Below are 18,427 nucleotides of genomic sequence, written 5' to 3' on the forward strand. Positions count from 1 at the left end.
GGCCGGTAGCCAGGTCGCGGCGTCGCGGGAGGAGGGTCGAACCGGCCGGCGGCGGGCTCAGTCCGGGTCGGGCCGCCCCCGCCGGTCGCCCTCCTCCCGGGCGCGTTCCTCGATGAACTCCTTGAACCGTCTCAGGTCCGCCTTCACCCGGTGGCCGACCGTGCCCGTGGCGCCGGCGGCCGCCCGCGCCGCGCCCTGGGGCCGGAGGTCGACGGCCATGGCGACCCGGGTGTGGCCCGGGTCGAGCCGCTGGAAGGTCACCACGTCCTCCTGGTCCACCTCGCCGTCGGTGGTCCGCCAGGCGATCCGTTCGTCGGGCTCCTGGTCGACGGTCTCGGTGTCGAACTCGCGGGTGACGCCGCCGAGGCTGGTGCGCCAGTGGTTGTGGCGGCCGTCCAGCCGGGTCACCGAGTCGACGCCCTCCATGAAACGCGGGAACTCCTCGAACAGCGTCCACTGGTGGTAGGCGGCGTGCAGGGGCACGGCCACGTCCACGGACTCCTTCACTCTGTTCATCAGGTCCTCCTCGGACGGTGGGGTCGGCGCCCTCCCGGCCCCGCTACGAGCCGCTCCACCCGCCGGGCGGCACCGACGACGGCGCCGGCGAAAGCACCGGCGGCGGCCCGGCCGACGCGGAGGACACGGACGACGGCCGCTCGCCCTCGGCGAGGTGCCGGGCCACCGACTCGAGGTCCGTGCCGAGCCGTTGGGCGGCCCGGACCAGCAGGTTCAGCGCGGTGTGCGGGGTCACGTCGAACCGCTCGGCGGTGATGCCGATGGCCAGGCCGGTGGCGTGCCGGCGGTCCAGCAGGTCGGCCACCGCCCTGGACAGCGCGAAGCGGTCGAGCGCGGCCGACGCCTGGAGGGCGAGCACCTCCACCAGCCCGAGGGCGGGCGTGCCGGGCTCGACGGGTGTGCGCAGGTAGGCGCTGAACACGGTGCAGCCGTGCGGGTGGGTGCGCAGGTGGGCGCCGGCCACGGCCCGTACGCCGCAGCGCCGGGCCCGGTCGGCGAACCGGTCCGGCCGGCCCGGGTCCAGCCGGACCACGACCTGTCCCTCGCCCTGGCGGCGGAGCCGGGGCAGCGGGCCCGCCTCCGCCCCGCCCTGGGCGCGTTCGAGGGCCAGCAGGTACGACGGTGTCGCCGCGAAGGTCTCGACCGAGCCGTCGTCGTGCCAGGTGCTCACGGCGGCGCCCACGCAGTCCGGGACGGTGACGCCGGTCAGCTGCACCACGTCGTGCAGGCTCGGGACGGGCCCGGACCGCGCCCGTTCGCGGGCCGCGAGTTCGCCGAGTTCGGTCAGCAGCGCCGCGCGGGCCCGCTCGGTCGCCGGGGCCCCGGCGGCCGCTCCGCCGGGGCCCGCCGGGCCTTGACGGTCCAGCAGGATGCGGGCCCTGGTGACGGCCCGGTCAGCGTCGGCCTCCCCCGTGTAGATGCCGATCGTGTAGCAGACGTCGCGCAGTCGTTGACCGGCCTCCGGCGAGCCCGACGAGGACAGGGCCTCGTACTCCGCGACCAGTCGGCCGAGGGCAGCGACATCCACCATGGGCATGAGCACCTCCGTTTGTTTACGGAAAGTATGCGCCGATCACGCTGCGAAACCACGTCGCCGGGCGAGGCGCCAGCGCGGGCCGGCCCCGAGCGGCCTGCCCACCCGCCGGAGTCAAGGCCGCCGGGGTCACGGCCGTCAGCCCGTCAGCAGCCCGGCCGGGTCCAACCGGCCCTCGACCAGCGCGCGGGCCGTGTCGGCCACCCCGCCGCCACTGCGGCGGGCGTGGGAGCGGAGCGCCTCGAAGGCGGCGTCCATGTCGAATCCGCCGGCTTCCGCGAGCACGCCCTTCGCCTGCTCGATGGCGGTGCAGTCCGCGAGCGCCCCGCTGATCTCCTCCGCGGCCGTCCGTTCCCGTCCGTACCGGCGCTGGAGCAGGGCGATGACCGCCAGGTCCGCGAGCGGCTGGACGACGTCCGGCCCCTCGTGGTCGGGCCCGGCACCGGTCCGGACGTCGAACACGTTGAGGGTGCCCATGACCCGGCCGTCCAGGCGCAGCGGCACCGCGCGCACGGAGCGGAAGCCGAGTGCGACGGCCTTCGGGGCGAACCTGGGCCACCGTGCCCGGGCAAGGTCGAGGTCGCGCTCCACGACCTGCTCGCCGGTCCGCTGGAGTCCAGGCAGGGGCCTTCGCCGGTGGCGATCTGGAGGCTCTCCAGGCGCCGGACCAGGTCGCTGGAGTACGCGACGTCCCGCAGTTCCCCGTGCCGGTCGGCGACGACCAGCCCGGCCCCGGCCGTCCCGCTGAGCGCCGTGCAGACCTCGGTGAGCCGGTGCAGGAACTCGACGGTGTCGTAACCCGGGCCGACGAGCGTGCCGGTGAGCCCGGCGAACGCCTCGGTCACCCGGGCCTCGCGCGTCATGGCAGCCTCCATCTCCCCTCCTGGCAAGGCTACGCCGGAGGTCCGGCGTCGGTCATCCGTCATCGGTCCTCCTCCGTGAACCGCAGTCGCCGCTCCACCACGTCGTGCGCGACCTCGTCGATCTCCCGGCCGCGCGCGAAGGCGTGGGCCCGCAGCCGGTCGAGTGCCTCCGCGGCGGGCACGCCCAGCTGCACCATGATCATGCCGACCGCCTGGTCCACCTCGACGCCGTTGAGCGGCGACTCGTCCAGCCACGGCTGTTCCGGCAGCGCTCCGGACGGGGCCAGGAAGGAGCCGACGATCGCGAGGGTCACGCTGGTCGCGGCGACCTGGATGTCGGCTGCCCGCGTCCGTTCCGGGACGCCCGGCCGCGCGCCGTAGAGGCTGAGGACGCCGATCCCGGACGTGCCGAGGTGGAGCGGTGAGGCGTAGGCGCTGCGCAGCGCCGGGCCGGCGGGGCCGGCCGGTGTCCCCAGGCCGGCGGCCAGGTCGACGGTGAGGACCGGCCAGCGCACCTCCTCGGGCGACAGCAGGTCGGCGACGGCGACCGGGCTCCGGGTGCGGAAGGCGTCCACGCTCGGGCCCTCCCCGAGGCCGAACTGCCGCTCCTCGATCCGCCGCGCCCGGTCGTCGCTGGCCCAGACCCCGGCCCGGTGCCCGGGGTCGGCCATCAGGGTGATCGCCGCGGCGTCGGCGGCCAGCGCCTCGACGCAGGCGACGCAGAGCCGCTCGGGCAGGGAGGGGAGGCCCGGGCCGTTGACGGCCTCGGCCACGATCTGCGCGATGCGCGTCAGATCGGCCATCTCCGCGCCTCGTTCTTCCGTTCGTTCTTCCGTCGTCCTGCCGCCGTCGTACGGCGGTCGGCTGTCCGGGGAGCCACGCCGTCCGTACCGCGACGTGATCATCGCAGTATAGGTGTTCACGGCCGGACGGCAGCCGGACGGCACCCCGACGACAGCTCGACGGCGCACCGTCCCGGCAGCACGCTCCCCCCCCGGACGCGCGGTCGCTGACGCCCCGGGCGCCGCCGCAGCCGGACGGCCAGCAGGCAGCTCTCGTCGTCCGGGTTGGGGCCGCCGAGGCGGGCGGCGATGTGGTCCAGGCAGTCCGCCAGGTCGCGGGCGCCGCACTCCTCGGCCGCGCGCAGCAGCCGGTCCGGGCGGATGGTGCCGTCGTCCCGGCGGTTCAGCAGGCCGTCGGTCCAGAACAGCACGGTGTCCTCGGCCGCCCGCAGCGGCAGTACGGTGTCGCGGCAGCGGGTCTCCGGCAGGGCCCCGAGGACGGTCCCGGTGGGGCCCTCGGCGAGGACGGCGGTCGTCCCCCGCAGCACGGCCGGCGGCGAGTGCCCGGCTGCGGTCCAGGTGAGCGTCCCCGCCTCCGGGTCGAGCAGGCCGCACAGCACGCTGGCGATCCGGCTGCCGCCCTGGTGGCAGAGCATCGTGTTGAGCCGCCCGAGCATCTCCGCGGGCCCCTGGCCGGTGTAGCAGAGGCCGTGCAGCGCGTGCCGGAGTTCCGCCATGCCGACGGCGGCGGCCAGGCCGTGGCCGCTGACGTCGCCGACGGCGAGCAGGACCCGGCCGTCGGCGAGGGCGGCCAGGTCGTACCAGTCGCCGCCGACCCTGGGGCGGTCCCCGGCGGGCAGGTAGCGGGCGGCGTGGTCGAGGACGGCGGCGTCGGGCTCGGGCTCGTTGGGCCCGGCCACCAGGGCGTTCTGCAGGGCCCGGACGGTCCGGTGCTCGGCCCCGGCCCGGCGGCGCTGCTCGGCGAGCCGGGCCCGGGCGCCCGCCAGGGCCCGCTCGGTGCGGTGCCATCGGCTGACGTCCTGCAGCACGCCCCGGATCACCCGCGGGCGGCCGGTGTCCGGGTCCCCGGCCGCCTCAGCGGTGACCCGCAGGGTGCGCGGCGCCTCGCCGGGCCGCCCGGTGTCGAACTCCAGGGCCGCCGTCCGCCGCCCGGCCAGCAGCCGGCGCAGGAACAGCCACTCGAAGCTGCCCAGTCCGGCCAGGCGCTGCGCCCGGTGCAGCCGGGCCGCGCGCTCGGCGCCGTTCCCGGGGCGCCAGGTGAGCAGCACGCCGTCGAGGAACGGCTCCGCCCGCAGGACCAGCGTCCGGTCCGGTCCGGCACCGGTGAAGTCCTCCGCCCGCCCCTCGTACCCGGCGCCGGTCGTCGCGGCCTCCAGGATCCGCGCGAAGTGCCCGGTCGTGACCAGTCCGGGGTGGAGTTCGCTCAGGCGCCGACCGGCCGCCGCGCCGAGGCCGGCGGCGGCGTTGGCGTACCGGACCCGCAGGTCGGTGATCGCACCGCCGGGGGTGGTCCCGCGGACGGCCGAGAGCACCAGGACGGGGTCGAACACGGCGTCCAGCACGGCGCGGAACCAGTGCTCGCCGCCGGGCACCGCCGCCGGCGGCTCGTCCTCGCCGGTGGCCTCGAACCGCAGCAGGTGCCCCGCGACGAGCGCGGACAGCGCGTCGACGTACCTGGTCGCCGCGCGGGCCCGCACGGCCGGCACGTCCCAGCCGAGGCTCATCGCCCCGACGATCCGCTCGCCGCGGCGCAGCGGTACGGCGCACGCGCTGCGGCCGGGGACGATTCGTCCGCTGCCCGGCGACCGGCTGCCGTGGCTGCGCTCGAACTCCCAGACCAGGCTGCCGCCGTGGGCGGCGGCCACCAGCGGCACCCCGGTCTCCGGCGGGATGCGCTGCCACTGGCTGACCCGGCGGGGCGCCACGCCGTGGCTGCCGACCAGGAGCAGCGCGCCGTCCGGCTCCAGTCGGCCCAGCACCACGGCGACGACGCCGACCGGGGCCAGGGCCACCTGGTGCAGCAGTCGGGCCAGTTCCTCGGGCGTCTCCGCGCTGGCCAGGGCCGAGGCCGCCAGGTGGTAGCGCGCGGCCAGGCCGGGCGCCGCGGCGGCCGGGGCGGCCTTCGGCGGCCCGGGCACAGGGGCGAGTACGGGGACGGACGCGGGAACCAGGAGCCCGGACGCGGAGCCGGGCTCCGCCGCCGTGTCCGCGCCGGTGAGCGCCGCCGTCCCCGTGAGCGGGGCGGCGAGGCCGACCAGGCCGGCAGCGATGTCCGCGAGCCGGCGGTTGGTGTCCTGCGAGAGCTGGACGAGGTGCCCGAAGGCCTCCTCCGGCGTGCACTCCAGCCGCTCCGCGAGCATGCCCTTGGCCTGCTCGATGACGCCCCTGGTGCGCATCGCGCGCCGCAGGCCCTCGGCCTCGGCGCGCAGCCGGTCGACGGCCTCCCGCAGCACCGCCGCCTCGTCGGTCAGGGCGGGTTCCGCGGGGGTCCGGTCCTCACGCACAGGCCGCCGCCACGTCCGGGTAGAGCGGCAGCACCGTGGCGACGCCGCTCAGCTCCACGAGGTCCCGCACCCTCGGTACCGCCCCGGCCAGCCGCAGCGTGCCCTGCTCGCCGCGCACCCGTCGGGCGGCGCCGATCAGGACGTTGAGGCCGGTGGAGTCGAGGAAGCCGACGGCCGTGAGGTCAACGACCACCCGGGTGGCGCCCGTGTCCGCGAGCGCGTCGAACAGGTGCCGCACCTCGCGGGCGGAGAAGTCGTCGAGGTCCCCGCTGAGCGGCACCACCGTCCAGCCGTTGGCGACCGGAAAGTCCTTCATCACGGACCGTCCTCGTTCTCGGCCCGGCCTCCGCCCCCGCCCGGGCTCCCCTCCCAGGCTAACCACCCTGTCCCGGCCCTCCCACTCCCTCACCCGCACGCGGGCTCGTCCGCCCACCCGGGGGCGCCGCGGTCCTCCAGCTCCTCCCGCAGCCAGGCCAGCGTGGCGCTGAGCAGCCGCGAGACGTGCATCTGGGAGACCCCGATCCGCTCGGCGATCCGGGACTGTGTCCAACCGTCCCAGAACCGCAGCTTGAGGACGGTCTGCTCGCGTTCGGGCAGCCGGGCCAGCAGCGGCCGCACCGCGATACGGAAGTCGACGAGTTCGATGCCGGGGTCGCAGCCGCCGAGGCGGTCCAGGAGGGCGCTGCCGGTCTCGTCGGTGTCCCCGTCACGCAGCGCGTCCAACGAGTTCGGGCGGTAGACCCGGCCCGCCATGAGGCCCTCGGTGGCCTGTTCGACGGTGAGGTGGAGGTCCTCGGCGATCTCCCCGGGCTGCGGGAGGCGGCCGAGTTCCTGCTCGAGCCGGTCGGAGCCGCGGGTGACGGAGAGATAGAGCTCCTGCATGCCGCGTGGGACCCGCACCGGCCAGGAGGTGTCGCGGAAGAACCGCTTGATCTCGCCGGCGATGGTGGGGATGGCGTAGGTGACGAACTCGACGCCGCGCCGCCGGTCGTAGCCGTCGACGGCCTTGATCAGGCCGATCGTGCCGACCTGGAGGATGTCCTCCATGTCCTCGGCGCGGTGCCGGAACCGGGCCGCGATGAAACGCACCAGCGGCATGTTCAGCTCGATGATCGTGCCGCGGACGTAGCTGTAGGCGTGGCTCTCCCGGGCCAGCCCGGCCAGCCGCCCGAACAGCGCGTCGCTCAGCTCCCTGGCCTCGGACTTCCCCATGCGGCGCAGTGCGGCCGCCGTCGGCCGTCCCGGCAGGTCCGGCGGCAGCCCCGCGGGCACGGCTTCCCTGTCGGTGGTTTCCCTGTCGGTGGTTTCCAGGTGGATGGACACGTGATCGCTCCTGGGCATCGGGGTGAACGCCCGGCGACGTGTGCTGGAGCCGCACCTCGTGCGCCCGGGCCTCTTCCCCCAGGACCTGTGCCCGGCTTCTTCAAGCGCGGTCCCGGTGGCACCGCCAACGGTGCCGGAGCAGCCGGAACGGTCACGGCCGCTGCATGACGGGTTCTACCCCGGGATGCGGGTCCGAACTCCTGTTCCGGCCGTTTTCCTTTTCCGCCCGCCCTGCCACCGCGGCCCGCGGGGCCGCTGCGGCTGGACGTAGTCGATCAGCTGCATCATGCCGAGGTCCTCGTGCTGGAGCTGGTGGCAGTGCAGGACGGTGCGGCCGGTGAAGTCCTCGTACCTGACCAGGAGGGTGACGGTGTCGCCCGGCTTGCCGCCGGCCAGGTCGACGGTGTCCTGCCAGACCGGCGGGTCGAGCCGGACGCCGTTGCGGTGGGTGACGAGGACGTGGTTGGTGTGCAGGTGGAAGGGGTGGTGAATGACCGGCAAGCTGTCGTCGGTGCGCAGGGTCCACCGCTCGACGGTGCCGAGTTCCAGGGTGTGGTTGACGTACTCGGGGTCGAACAGGCCGTAGTCGGGGTCGCGGGTGAGGTCGCCCGCGGGGTCGGCGGCCGGGGTGGGGTGGCTGCCGAGGATGCGGTAGGCGTTGGGGAAGGGCTTGGCGAAGACCCCGGGGTCGACGTGGAAGACCACGGTGCGGTCGCCGGCGGGGTTGGCGATGTCCTTCTCGTCGAGGAACGGTCTGCCCTGCGGCAGCGAGGAGGGCAGCGCCATCGGCGGCCGGACGGCCGCTCCCGCCACCTCGATCGTCATCAGCGGGACGGGTACGCCCTTGGCGCGCAGTTCGTACGTCCCCGGTTCCCCGCCCCGGACCAGCACGTCGGCGCGGTTGCCCACGGCCAGGGTCACCGCCTCGGTGGCGACCGGCGCGGGGAAGGTGATCCCGTCCATGGCGATCTGATGCATCGTCAGTTTCCGCTCGTTGCCGATGACCTGGAGCGAGAGGGTGGTGAACGCGGTGGCCGCGACCAGGCGCCAGCGCTGCACCTCGCCGGGGCGCAGCGCGAGGGTGGGGTTGACCGCGCCGTTGACGGTGAAGGTGGGTGGGACGGCGGCCAGGGCGTCGCCGGAGGTGAACGCGGGCACCTTTCCGTCCTTGACCCGGAGTTCGTTGACGCAGACGACGAGGTCGGCGGCGGCCTTGATCTGCGGCACCTCGTCGACGTCGCCCTCGACGATGATGACCCCGGCCATCCCTCCGGCGATCTGCTCGGCGGTGGCCCCGTGCACGTGCGGGTGGTACCAGTAGGTCCCGGCCGGGTGGTCGCGCGGGATCTCGACGGTGGTCAGGTAGCGCGGCTCCGCGGCGCCGGCCGCGGCCTCCTCGGCGGTGCGCGGCGGGAACTCGCGCAGGATGTTGTCGGCGTTGCCAGACGGCGAGACGTGCAGGCCGTGGGTGTGCAGGTTGAAGCTGTTCGGCCGGTGCGGCCGGTTGTGACCGCCGTGGCGTGACGGGCTCGACGGCTCGGGCGGGTTCGGCGGCAGGCCGTTGATCTGGGCCAGCCAGAGCGTGTCCCCGCCGCGCACCCGCAGGGTCGGCCCCGGAATGGTCCCGTTGTAGGTGCGCGTGGTGACCGTCCCGTAGCCCGGGACGGGGGTGGCGGTGAACCGTACGTCGAGGGTCTGGTCGAGGATCACCCTCTGCGGGCCGGAGGCCGGGCACCGTACGACCGGCTGCGGGAAGGAACTCGCCGCCGCGGCGGGCCGGGCGAGGATCCCGTCGGAGGCCACCGCGAGGACGGCGGCCGCGGGAACGGCCTTGAGCGCCGATCGGCGGCTGATTCGGACATTTTCTCTCATAGCCGGGCAATCTAGGTCGGCTTCCGCGGGACCCCGGTCAGGCACACCGCTCACCCCCGAGGGGTTGGGCCTTCCGCAGTACCCGGCTACGCATGCTCCGGATGGGTCAGGTTGGCCCCGCTGCGGGGGTCGAAGACGTGGATGCGCGCGGTGTCCACCCACAGCTCCAGCGGACTGCCCTCGGCGGCCCGGGTGGCGGTGTTCAGCCGGGCGACCACCCGGTGCTCCAGCATGCCGGTGTCCGCCCGGCCCGAGTCGGCGGCGAGCTCGGCGAGTTCCTCGGTCACCGCCGGTCCGCCCTCCTCCGCGAAGTGGACGTAGACGTCCGAGCCGACCGACTCCCGGACCTCCACCGTCACCGTGACGGTGACCCCGCCGGGGTGCCCCTCGGCCAGGGCGGCGTCCTCGAAGTCCTCGGGGCGGATGCCGACGATCAGGTCGCGCGGCGCGTCCGCGCGCTCCAGGGCGCGCCGGGTGCGGTCGTCCAGCGGAAGGTCGCCCAACGACGTCCGCAGCGAGGCGCGCCCGGCGTCCTGCCGCAACGCGGCGCCGAGGAAGTTCATGCCGGGCGAGCCGATGAACCCGGCGACGAAGAGGTTCACCGGCTCGTCGTACAACTGCTGCGGGGAGCCGACCTGCTGGACGACGCCGGCGCGCATCACCACCACCCGGTCGCCGAGCGTCATCGCCTCGACCTGGTCGTGGGTGACGTAGACGGTGGTGGTGCCCAGACGGCGCTGGAGCGCGGCGATCTGGGTGCGCATCTGCACCCGGAGCTTGGCGTCCAGGTTGGACAGCGGCTCGTCCATCAGGAAGACCTTGGGGTCGCGGACGATCGCCCGGCCCATCGCGACGCGCTGGCGCTGCCCGCCGGAGAGGTTGGCGGGTTTGCGGTCCAGGTGCCGGGTGAGGTCCAGGATGCGGGCGGCCTCCTCGACCTTGGCGGCGACGGTCGCCCTGTCGACCTTGGCCAGCCGCAGCGCGAAGCCCATGTTGTCGCGCACGCTCATGTGCGGGTAGAGGGCGTAGCTCTGGAAGACCATCGCGATGTCGCGGTCCTTGGGCGCGCGGTCGTTGACCACCTCCCCGGCGATCCGCAGGGTGCCCTCGGTGATGTCCTCCAGCCCGGCGATCATGTTGAGGGTGGTGGACTTGCCGCAGCCGGACGGCCCGACCAGGATCACGAACTCGCCGTCGGCGATGGTGAGGTCGATGTCGCGGACGGCGAGGGCGCCGTCGGGGTATCGCTTGGTGATGCCGTCGAGGACGATCTCGGCCACGATCCGCCTTCCTGGTCCGCCGGGTGGGGCGGCCCGTCCACTCGGGTCCGACTCGGGGTTCGACTCGGGTTCAGCCTTTGACTGCGCCGGCGGTGAGCCCGGCGACGATGCGGCGCTGGAACAGCAGCACGAAGACCACGATCGGGATCGTGATGATCACGGCGGCGGCCGCGATCGAGCCGGTCGGCTGCTCGAACTGGGAGCTCCCGGTGAAGAAGGCGATGGCCGCCGGGACCGTCCGGGCCGAGGTGGTGGAGGTCAGCGAGATCGCGAACAGGAAGTCGTTCCAGCAGAAGATGAAGACCAGGATCCCGGTGGTGAACACCCCCGGCGCCGCCAGCGGCGCGATGACCAGCCGGAACGCCTGCCAGGGCGTGGCGCCGTCCACCTTGGCCGCCTTCTCCAGGTCCCAGGGGATCTCCCGGAAGAACGCCGAGAGCGTGTAGATCGCCAGCGGCAGCGAGAAGGTCATGTAGGGGATGATCAGCCCGGCCCAGGTGTCGAACAGGCCGAGTGCCCGCTCGATGTCGAACAGCGGCGAGACCAGTGAGATCGGCGGGAACATCGCGATCAGCAGGGACACCCCGATCAGCAGCCGCTTGCCGGGGAAGCGCAGCCGGGCCACCGCGTACGCGGCCATGGTGCCCAGCACGACGGCGATGGTGGTGGCGGTCACCGCGATGCCGATCGAGTTGACCAGGGCCCGGGTGAACTCCGAAGTCTCGAAGATGCCGCGGTAATTGGCGAGGGTCCACTTCCGGGGCACGAACGCGCCGTCGGAGAGGGTGCTCGGGTCCTTGAAGGAGAGCGCCACGATCCACCACACCGGGAAGAGCGCGTAGAGCACGACCACCAGGTTGGCGACGCCCCAGCCGGTCAGCGTCCGGTTGTGCCGGCCGCTCATCGGTGCTCCGGTTCCGCGCCCGGCGTCGCCGTGCCGAACAGCTTGACGAAGACCACGGCGATCAGCGCCACGCAGACGAAGATCAGCACCGAGATCGCCGAGCCGATGCCCAGGTTGAGCGCGGTGAACAGGTTGTCGTAGCCGAGGATGGACACCGAGCCGGTGCCGTTGGAGCCGCCGGTCAGCACGTAGATGTTGTCGAAGATCCGGAAGGCGTCCAGGGTGCGGAAGAGCAGCGCGACCAGGATCGCCGGCTTCATCAGCGGCAGGATCACCAGCCGCAGCCGCTGCCCGAAGCCCGCGCCGTCCACCATCGCCGCCCGGACCGTCTCGTCCGGCACGAGGGCCAGGCCGGCGAGCAGCAGCAGCGCCATGAACGGGGTGGTCTTCCACACCTCCGCGAGGATGATCAGACCGACGGCCGGCCACTGCTCCGTCAGCGGCGCACTGCCCTCCGGCAGCAGGGCAGCCAGGTAGCCGGTGCCCGGGGTCCAGGCGTACTGCCAGGAGTAGGCCGCCACCACGGTGACGATCCCGTACGGCACCAGCACCGCGGTGCGCACCGTACCGCGCCCGAAGAGCGTCCGGTGCATCACCAGCGCGAGCGCCAGGCCGAGCACCAGCTCCAGGGCCACCGACACCACGGTGATCAGCACCGTGACGCCGAGCGCGTGCCACCAGTACGGCGAGGCCAGCACCGCGCCGTAGTTGGCGAGCCCGACCCAGTGCGCCTGCTCGGGGAAGCGCAGGTCGTAGCGCTGCAAGGACAGGTAGACGGCGTAGCCGATCGGGTAGGCGGTGACGGCGAGCATCACGATCACCGCGGGTGCGCACAGCAGCCAGCCCAGCCGGCGCTCCTGGCGGGCGCCGAGCGAGGGCCCGGCCGGTCGCGGTACGGCGGCGGCCTCGGTGGACGGTGTCACGGGATCAGCCCCTTCGAGCCGAGGGCGTCCTGGATCTGCCCGCGGAGGTCGGCCACGTCCTTCTCCGGGTGGATGCCGGCGGGCGGGGAGAGGATGTGCGAGACGGCGATGGAGACGTTCTGGTAGGCCGGGGTCTGCGGCCGCACGCTGGCGGAGTCGAGGGCGGCCAGCACGTCGGCGGCGAACGGGTAGCTGGCGGTGAGTTCGGCCGTCTCGTACAGGTTGCGCAGCGAGGGCGGCAGGCCGCCCTTCAGCGCGTTGGTGAGCTGGTTGTCCCGGTCGCGCAGGCAGAGGGTGGCCTCGGCGGCGAGGTCCGGGTGCCGGCTGTAGGCGCCCACCGCGAGGTCGATCCCGCCGATGGTCACGGTGGCGGGGCGGTCGGCGCTCACCGCGGGGTACGGGGCCCAGCGGAAGTGCGGGAACAGCTCCGGCCGGTTGGCCTTCATCGAGGGGTAGACGAAGGGGTAGTTGAGTTCGAAGGCGGCCGTGCCGGACTCCATCGCGAGCCGGTTCTGGTCCTCCATCTGGTTCGGCAGCGAGGGGTCGGCGGCCACCGATGTCGCCAGGTCGCGCATCACCCCGGCGGCCGTGACGGCCGGCTCCCCGAGCGAGGGCGCCTGTGCGTCGGGGGTGAGGATGGTGCCGCCCGCGCTGGTGACCAGCGTGTTGAACCAGACCGTCAGCCCCTCGTACTGGGCGCCCTGGATCTCCACGAAGTGCGGCTTGCCCTCGTCGGCCAGCTCCCGCGCCCGGGAGAGCATCTGCGCCCAGGTGTCGGGCGGGGTCGGCACCAGGTCGTCGCGGTACCAGAGCAGCTGGGTGTTGGAGTTGTACGGCACCGCGTACAGCCGGTCCCGCCAGGTCGCGGTGCGCACCGCCGCGGCGAGGGTGTCGGCGGTGGCCTGTTCGCGCATCGCCCCGGTCCACTCGCGGATCCAGCCGGCCTCGGCGAACTCGGCGGGCCAGGTGACGTCCAGGCCGAGGATGTCGACCTCGGTGTCGTGCGCCGCCATCCGGCGCACCAGCTGCTGGCGCTGGCCGTCGGCGCCGCGCGGCAGCTTGTTGTAGCGGATCGTGTAGCGACCGCCGGACCGCTGCCCGCAGCGGTCGGCGGCCTGCTGGAGGGCGCCCGAGTCGTCCGGGAAGTTGTACCAGTTCAGGGTTACCGGGCCGCCGCCCCCGCCACCCCCGCAGCCGACCAGGGCGGAGGCGAGCACGGCCAGTCCGGCGGCGGCGCTCGCCCACCGCGAGCGGAGACGGGGGACCCTCGGCATCGTTCTCCCGGAGTGGGACGGACCGGTCCGGGAGACCCTAGCCGGGCTCCCCCGCCCGGCCCGGGCTGTGCCGCGCCGCCCGCCCGTCGACCAGCCGGACGGCCGAACCGGGGCCGGGCCTCCGGGAGGCGCCGGTCGGGGCCCGCGCGGATACTGGGCGCACACGCAGAGACCTCCGGCCGCACCGGAACCGAGGAGCACGCCGTGACCGGACCCGTCGTCGTCGGATTCGACGGCTCACCCGAGAGCCAGGCCGCCGCCGCGTGGGCCGCCCGCGAGGCGCAGCGCCGCGGCCTGCGCCTGGACGTCCTCCAGGCCTGGCCCCGCCCGAAGCACCTCGCTCCCGGCAGCGAACGCGGCGACCATCAGGCACTGGCGCAACTCGCCGAACACGAGGGCGAGTTGCGCTCCATCGTGCCCGAGGTGGAGGTCGCCGCCTCCTCCGTGGCCGGCGATCCCGTGGAGGCGCTGGAGGCCGCCGGGCGGAGCGCCGCCGTGCTGGTGCTCGGCTCGCGCGGCCTGAGCACCCTGCGCGGGTTCCTGGTCGGCTCGGTGAGCCAGGAGGTGCTGCGGCGGGCGGCCTGCCCGGTGGTGCTGGTCCGCTCCGACGGGGACGAGCCGGAGGGCGAGGTGACGCTCGGCCTGGACCTCGGGCGCCCGGCGGAGCCGGTGCTGGCCTTCGCCTTCGAGGCCGCCGCGCTCCGCTCGGCACCGCTGCGCGTGGTGCACGTCTGGTCCCCGCCGGCCGGCAGCGAGTACATGTCCTACGGGGCGATCGGCGGGCTGGAGCGCGAGACGTCCGCGGCCGAGGACAGCGGGCTGGCGCGGGCCCTGGCGCCCTGGCGGGCCCACCACCCGGAGGTCGAGGTGACCACCGAGCTGATCCGGGGCAAGCCCGCCGTGGACCTGGTGGACGCCGCCGCGTCGTCCCGGCTGCTGGTGGTCGGCCGCAGGGTCCGGCACCTGCCGCTGCGCCACCACCACATCGGCCCGGTCGCGCACGCCGCGATCCACCACGTGCACTGCCCGGTCGCGGTCGTCCCGTACGGCTGAGGGCGTCGCGGGTGCGCCGCCCGGGAGGTCAGCGGGTCCGGGGGGCGAGGCCGACGGGGCAGACGACCGGGGTGCCGTGGACCGGGTCGGTGAGGATCGCGCTCTCCACCCCGTACAGGTCGCGCACCAGCTCCGGGGTGACGATGTCGCGCGGCGCGCCCTGGGCGGCGACCTTCCCGTCCCGCATGGCCACCATGTGGTCGGCGTAGCGGCAGGCGGTACTGAGGTCGTGCAGGACGAGGACGACCGTGCGGCCGCGCGCGGTCAGGCCGCGCACCATCTCCAGCACCTCCAGGGCGTGGCCCATGTCCAGCGCCGAGGTGGGTTCGTCCAGCATCAGGATGTCGGTGTCCTGGGCGACGGCCATGGCGATCCAGGCGCGCTGGCGCTGGCCGCCGGAGAGGGTGTCCAGCGGGCGGTCGGCCAGCTCGTGCAGGTCGGCGGCGGTGAGCGCGTGCTCGACCGCCTCGGCGTCGGCGGCGGACCACTGCCGCAGCAGGCCCTGGTGCGGCTGGCGGCCGTAGCGGACCAGGTCACGGACGGTCAGCCCGTCCGGGGCGGTGGCGGACTGCGGCAGCAGGCCGACGATCCGCGCGATCGCGCGGGTGGAGAGCGAGGTCAGCGGCTTGCCGTCGAGCAGCACGGCGCCGGAGCGCGGGGCGATGGTCCGGGCGAGGCCGCCGAGCAGGGTGGACTTGCCGCAGCCGTTCGGGCCGACGATGACGGTGACCTGCTGCCGCGGCAGTTCGAGGTCGAGCTCGCGGACCACGATGGTGCGGTCGTGGCCGAGGCTGAGCGCACTGGTCGCCAGGCGGTGGGCCGGGGCGGCGGTGGTCGCGGCGGTCGCGGTGCGGGCGGTCATGCGGTCCTCCGGGGACGGGTGGTGAGCAGCAGCCAGAGCAGGTAGGGGCCGCCCACGACGGCGGTGACCAGGCCTGCCGGCACCTCCAGCGGCGACAGGACGGTGCGGCCGATCAGGTCGGCGAGCAGGGTGAAGGCGGCGCCGGCGGCGGCCGAGGTGAGCACCGGCACGCAGCGCGGCCCGGCGATCCGGCGGGCGGCCTCGGGCGCGGCGAGCGCGATCATGCCGAGCGGTCCTGCGACGGCCACCGCCAGGCCCGCGCAGACCACGGCGACCGCCAGGACGCCGATCCGCAGGCCGCGCACCCGGACGCCCAGTCCGGTGGCGACGGCGTCGGAGAAGCGCAGCAATGACAGCCGCCGGCCGAGCAGCACGGCGGCGGGCAGGCAGGCCAGCAGGCCGAGTTCGAGGAGGCCGACGGTGTCGGCGTCCCGGCTGTTGAGGGTGCCGACCGTCCAGCCGTAGGCGGAGTTGGCGGCGTCGATGGCGGCGCGGGAGAGCATCAGGTTGGTCACCGCGCCGAAGACCGCGCCGATGCCGAGGCCGACGACCAGGAAGCGGTAGCCGTTGCGGCCGGCCCCGCCGCCGAGGGCGAAGGCGAGCGAGGCGGCGGTGGCGGCGCCCACCAGGGCGGCGGCGGAGGGCAGCAGCTGGGTGGCGACGCCGGTGACGGAGGCGACGGCGAAGGCGGTGGCGCCCTCGTTGAAACCGACGGTGTCCGGGGTGGCCAGCCGGTTCTGGGCGAGGGTCTGCATCAGGCAGCCCGCGACCCCGAGGGCGGCGCCGACGGCCAGGGCCGCCTCGGCGCGGGGCAGCCGCAGCTTCTCCACCAGAAGCACGTCGCGCGCGGTGCCGTCGCCGAAGGCGGCGCGCAGGGCGGTCACCGGGTTCAGGTTCGTCTCGCCGACGGCCAGGCAGACGGCGGTCACCGCGACCACGACGAGCAGCAGGGCGGTGCAGCCGAGCAGCGGCCGGACCGGGACGAGCACCGAGCGGCCGCCGAGGGCGAGCAGCCGGGTGCCGGGCGGGGTCGACGGCCGGGGCGCGGCCGAGTGGGTGTCGGGGTTCGGGGCTTTCAGGGTGGGGGTCACAGCGCGGGCATTCTGTGCGAGCGGACGACGGCGACCAGGACGGGGGCGCCGCACAGGGCGGTCATCACGCCGAGCGGCATCTCGTACGGGCGGGCGACCAGTCGGGAGGCCACGTCGGCGAGCAGCACGACGGCCGGCCCGAGCAGGGCGGAGACCACGAGCAGTCGGCGCAGGTCGGGGCCGACCAGGGCCCGGGCGGCGAAGGGCACCACCAGGCCGACGAAGGAGACCGGTCCGGCGATCGCGGTGGCGGCGCCGACCAGCAGGGCGACGGCGGCCACCGCGAGGGCGCGGGCCCGGCGGGGCTTGTGGCCGAGGCCGGTGGCGACGTCGTCGCCGAGGCTGAGCGCGGTCAGCGCCGGCCCGGAGAGCAGCGCCAGGACCAGGCCGAGCAGCAGCACCGGCAGCACGGCCAGCAGTTGGTCGGTGCCGCGGCCGGCGACCGAGCCGATGGTCCAGAACCGGATCTCGTCGGCGGCCCGGGCGTCGGACAGCAGCAGTACGGAGGAGCCGGCGTTCATCAGTCCGCTCAGCGCCGCTCCGGCCAGCACCAGCCGGACGGGGTCGTCGCCGGTGCCGCGCAGCCGGGCGGCACCGAGCGCCAGCAGGCAGCCGGCGGCGGCGCCCAGCACGGCGACGTACGGGCCGACGCTCGCCGCGCCGGCGCCGAGCACGATCGCGATCACCACGGCGAAGGAGGCGCCGGTGCTCACTCCGAGCAGGCCGGGCTCGGCCAGCGGGTTGCGGGCGGCGGCCTGGAGCACGGTGCCGGCCACGCCGAGCGCGAGGCCGACCGCGAGGGCCACGGCGGTGCGCTGGGCGCGCAGGTGGAACACGGTGAACCAGGAGTCGGAGTCGCCGTCACCGAGCAGGGTGGAGAACGCCCGTGACGGCCCCACATCGCCCGCGCCGAGCAGCAGGCTCGCCAGCACGGCGAGCAGCAGGATACCGCCGGCGGGCAGCAGTCCGCGCAGCAGGAGTGATCGGGTTGTCACACCGGGCCTCCCCCATCAGGGCTTTACGTATGGTTAGGCTAACCTCAGAAAAACGGTTCGCCCGTAAACTACCATTGCTCGGAGAACACCCATGCTTGGCACCCGCTTTACCAAGACCGTGCTCGGCGCGGCCGTCGTCGGCGCCCTCTCCCTGGGCCTGACCGCGTGCGGCTCCTCCGGGTCCGACGGCTCCGCGGGTGACTCCGGCTCCTCGTCCACCGCCGCCGCGAAGGACGGCAAGCGCAGCATCGACACCGCCTTCGGCGCCGTGGAGGTCCCGGCCGGGGCCAAGCGGGTCGTCGCCCTCAACGACACCTCGCTGGACACCGCGCTCTCACTCGGCGTCACCCCGGTCGGCACCAGCTCCAGCCGCGGCGGCACCACCGCCCCCGCCTACCTGAAGGCCGACGCCATCCCACTGGTGGCCACGGTCAAGGAGCCCAACATCGAGGCGATCCTCAAGGCCTCGCCCGACCTCATCCTGGCCTCCTCGGGCATCGAGAAGTCCCAGTACGAGAAGCTCTCCGCGGTCGCCCCGACCATCGTCCCCAAGGCCGGCGACTGGCGCTCGGTGCTCGCCGTGTACGGCGACGCGCTCGGCCACAAGGACGACCTGACGGCCAAGCTGGACGCCCTGGACAAGCGCGCCGCCAAGGCCGGCGAGGGCAGGACCGGCAGCGCCGTGGTGATGCGCTGGATGCCCAACGGGCCGATCGTGATGAACACCACCAACATGCCCGGCGACCTGCTGAAGAAGACCGGCGCCGGCACCATGCCGATCGCCGACGACCTGGGCGCCCAGCCCCACTCGGACCCGCTGTCCCTGGAGAACCTCAACAAGGCCGACGCCGACCGGGTGTTCGTCGCCACCCTCAACGCCGACGGCGAGAAGGCGCTGGAGACCGCCCGCAAGCAGGAGGCCTTCACCCGCCTCAAGGCGGTGGGCACCAACCAGCTCATGGGCGTCGACGGCCAGGTGTGGAGCAGCAGCTCCGGCCCGATCGCGGCGGAGAAGGTCGTCGAGGACATCGAGAAGGCCTTCGGCGCGAAGTAGCCCCACCCGGCAGGGAATTATCCCCCCCCGAGAACTTCCGAAGGGATTCCGAAGGAGTTCCGAGGGAAGGGCCGCAG

Annotated in this window: 17 protein-coding genes; 2 read left to right on the forward strand and 15 right to left on the reverse strand. The window is 74.4% G+C overall.

Annotated elements, in window-relative coordinates:
- Positions 1 to 57: 57 nt before the first annotated feature.
- The 12 genes from ACWDBE_RS03545 to ACWDBE_RS03600 form a co-directional block, all read right to left on the reverse strand.
- Complete coding sequence (locus ACWDBE_RS03545; RefSeq protein WP_449787635.1) at positions 58 to 516, reverse strand: SRPBCC family protein; 459 nt, start codon at positions 514 to 516, stop codon at positions 58 to 60.
- Positions 517 to 559: 43 nt separating this feature from the next.
- A complete protein-coding gene (locus tag ACWDBE_RS03550; protein ID WP_449807109.1) occupies positions 560 to 1,546 on the reverse strand; it encodes an ANTAR domain-containing protein in 987 nt (328 codons plus the stop codon).
- A gap of 141 nt (positions 1,547 to 1,687) precedes the next feature.
- Positions 1,688 to 2,140 carry an ANTAR domain-containing protein gene (locus tag ACWDBE_RS03555; RefSeq protein ID WP_449807110.1) on the reverse strand — a complete coding sequence of 151 codons (453 nt, stop codon included), beginning with the start codon at positions 2,138 to 2,140 and terminating at the stop codon, positions 1,688 to 1,690.
- Between the two features lie 331 nt (positions 2,141 to 2,471).
- Positions 2,472 to 3,215, reverse strand: a complete 744-nt coding sequence (locus tag ACWDBE_RS03560; protein WP_449807111.1) for a GAF and ANTAR domain-containing protein — start codon at positions 3,213 to 3,215, stop codon at positions 2,472 to 2,474.
- Positions 3,216 to 3,331: 116 nt separating this feature from the next.
- A complete protein-coding gene (locus ACWDBE_RS03565; RefSeq protein ID WP_449787639.1) occupies positions 3,332 to 5,719 on the reverse strand; it encodes a SpoIIE family protein phosphatase in 2,388 nt (795 codons plus the stop codon).
- Positions 5,712 to 6,035 carry an STAS domain-containing protein gene (locus ACWDBE_RS03570; RefSeq protein WP_449787640.1) on the reverse strand — a complete coding sequence of 108 codons (324 nt, stop codon included), beginning with the start codon at positions 6,033 to 6,035 and terminating at the stop codon, positions 5,712 to 5,714. Before ACWDBE_RS03570 ends, ACWDBE_RS03565 begins: the two co-directional genes overlap by 8 nt.
- Before the next feature lie 89 nt (positions 6,036 to 6,124).
- On the reverse strand, positions 6,125 to 7,060 hold the full coding sequence (locus tag ACWDBE_RS03575) for a SigB/SigF/SigG family RNA polymerase sigma factor (RefSeq protein ID WP_449807112.1): 936 nt from the start codon (positions 7,058 to 7,060) through the stop codon (positions 6,125 to 6,127).
- A gap of 156 nt (positions 7,061 to 7,216) precedes the next feature.
- Entirely contained in the window at positions 7,217 to 8,914 is a 1,698-nt protein-coding gene (locus ACWDBE_RS03580; RefSeq protein ID WP_449787642.1) for a multicopper oxidase family protein, read from the reverse strand.
- A gap of 86 nt (positions 8,915 to 9,000) precedes the next feature.
- The gene (locus tag ACWDBE_RS03585) at positions 9,001 to 10,194 is read right to left on the reverse strand and encodes an ABC transporter ATP-binding protein (RefSeq protein WP_449787643.1); all 1,194 of its coding nucleotides are present in this window, start codon (positions 10,192 to 10,194) and stop codon (positions 9,001 to 9,003) included.
- 70 nt (positions 10,195 to 10,264) lie between these two features.
- On the reverse strand, positions 10,265 to 11,098 hold the full coding sequence (locus ACWDBE_RS03590) for a carbohydrate ABC transporter permease (protein WP_449787644.1): 834 nt from the start codon (positions 11,096 to 11,098) through the stop codon (positions 10,265 to 10,267).
- The gene (locus ACWDBE_RS03595) at positions 11,095 to 12,021 is read right to left on the reverse strand and encodes a carbohydrate ABC transporter permease (RefSeq protein WP_449787645.1); all 927 of its coding nucleotides are present in this window, start codon (positions 12,019 to 12,021) and stop codon (positions 11,095 to 11,097) included. Before ACWDBE_RS03595 ends, ACWDBE_RS03590 begins: the two co-directional genes overlap by 4 nt.
- Positions 12,018 to 13,295, reverse strand: coding sequence for an ABC transporter substrate-binding protein (locus tag ACWDBE_RS03600; protein WP_449787646.1), 1,278 nt, complete (start codon positions 13,293 to 13,295; stop codon positions 12,018 to 12,020). Before ACWDBE_RS03600 ends, ACWDBE_RS03595 begins: the two co-directional genes overlap by 4 nt.
- 204 nt (positions 13,296 to 13,499) lie before the next feature.
- Between ACWDBE_RS03600 and ACWDBE_RS03605 the strand changes: the two genes are divergently transcribed.
- Positions 13,500 to 14,348, forward strand: coding sequence for a universal stress protein (locus ACWDBE_RS03605; protein WP_449787647.1), 849 nt, complete (start codon positions 13,500 to 13,502; stop codon positions 14,346 to 14,348).
- A 28-nt stretch (positions 14,349 to 14,376) separates the two neighbouring features.
- On the opposite strand, the gene ACWDBE_RS03610 is transcribed toward ACWDBE_RS03605, so the two are convergent.
- The 3 genes from ACWDBE_RS03610 to ACWDBE_RS03620 are packed head-to-tail and all read right to left on the reverse strand — an operon-like array spanning position 14,377 to position 17,296.
- Positions 14,377 to 15,210, reverse strand: a complete 834-nt coding sequence (locus tag ACWDBE_RS03610) for an ABC transporter ATP-binding protein (protein WP_449787648.1) — start codon at positions 15,208 to 15,210, stop codon at positions 14,377 to 14,379.
- Positions 15,207 to 16,301 carry a FecCD family ABC transporter permease gene (locus tag ACWDBE_RS03615; RefSeq protein WP_449787649.1) on the reverse strand — a complete coding sequence of 365 codons (1,095 nt, stop codon included), beginning with the start codon at positions 16,299 to 16,301 and terminating at the stop codon, positions 15,207 to 15,209. The genes ACWDBE_RS03610 and ACWDBE_RS03615 overlap by 4 nt, the downstream gene beginning before the upstream one ends.
- Positions 16,298 to 17,296, reverse strand: coding sequence for a FecCD family ABC transporter permease (locus ACWDBE_RS03620; protein WP_449787650.1), 999 nt, complete (start codon positions 17,294 to 17,296; stop codon positions 16,298 to 16,300). Before ACWDBE_RS03620 ends, ACWDBE_RS03615 begins: the two co-directional genes overlap by 4 nt.
- A gap of 91 nt (positions 17,297 to 17,387) precedes the next feature.
- Between ACWDBE_RS03620 and ACWDBE_RS03625 the strand changes: the two genes are divergently transcribed.
- A complete protein-coding gene (locus tag ACWDBE_RS03625) occupies positions 17,388 to 18,350 on the forward strand; it encodes an ABC transporter substrate-binding protein (protein ID WP_449787651.1) in 963 nt (320 codons plus the stop codon).
- The last annotated feature ends 77 nt before the right edge of the window (positions 18,351 to 18,427 follow it).

The sequence above is a fragment of the Kitasatospora sp. NPDC001132 genome (assembly GCF_053598415.1).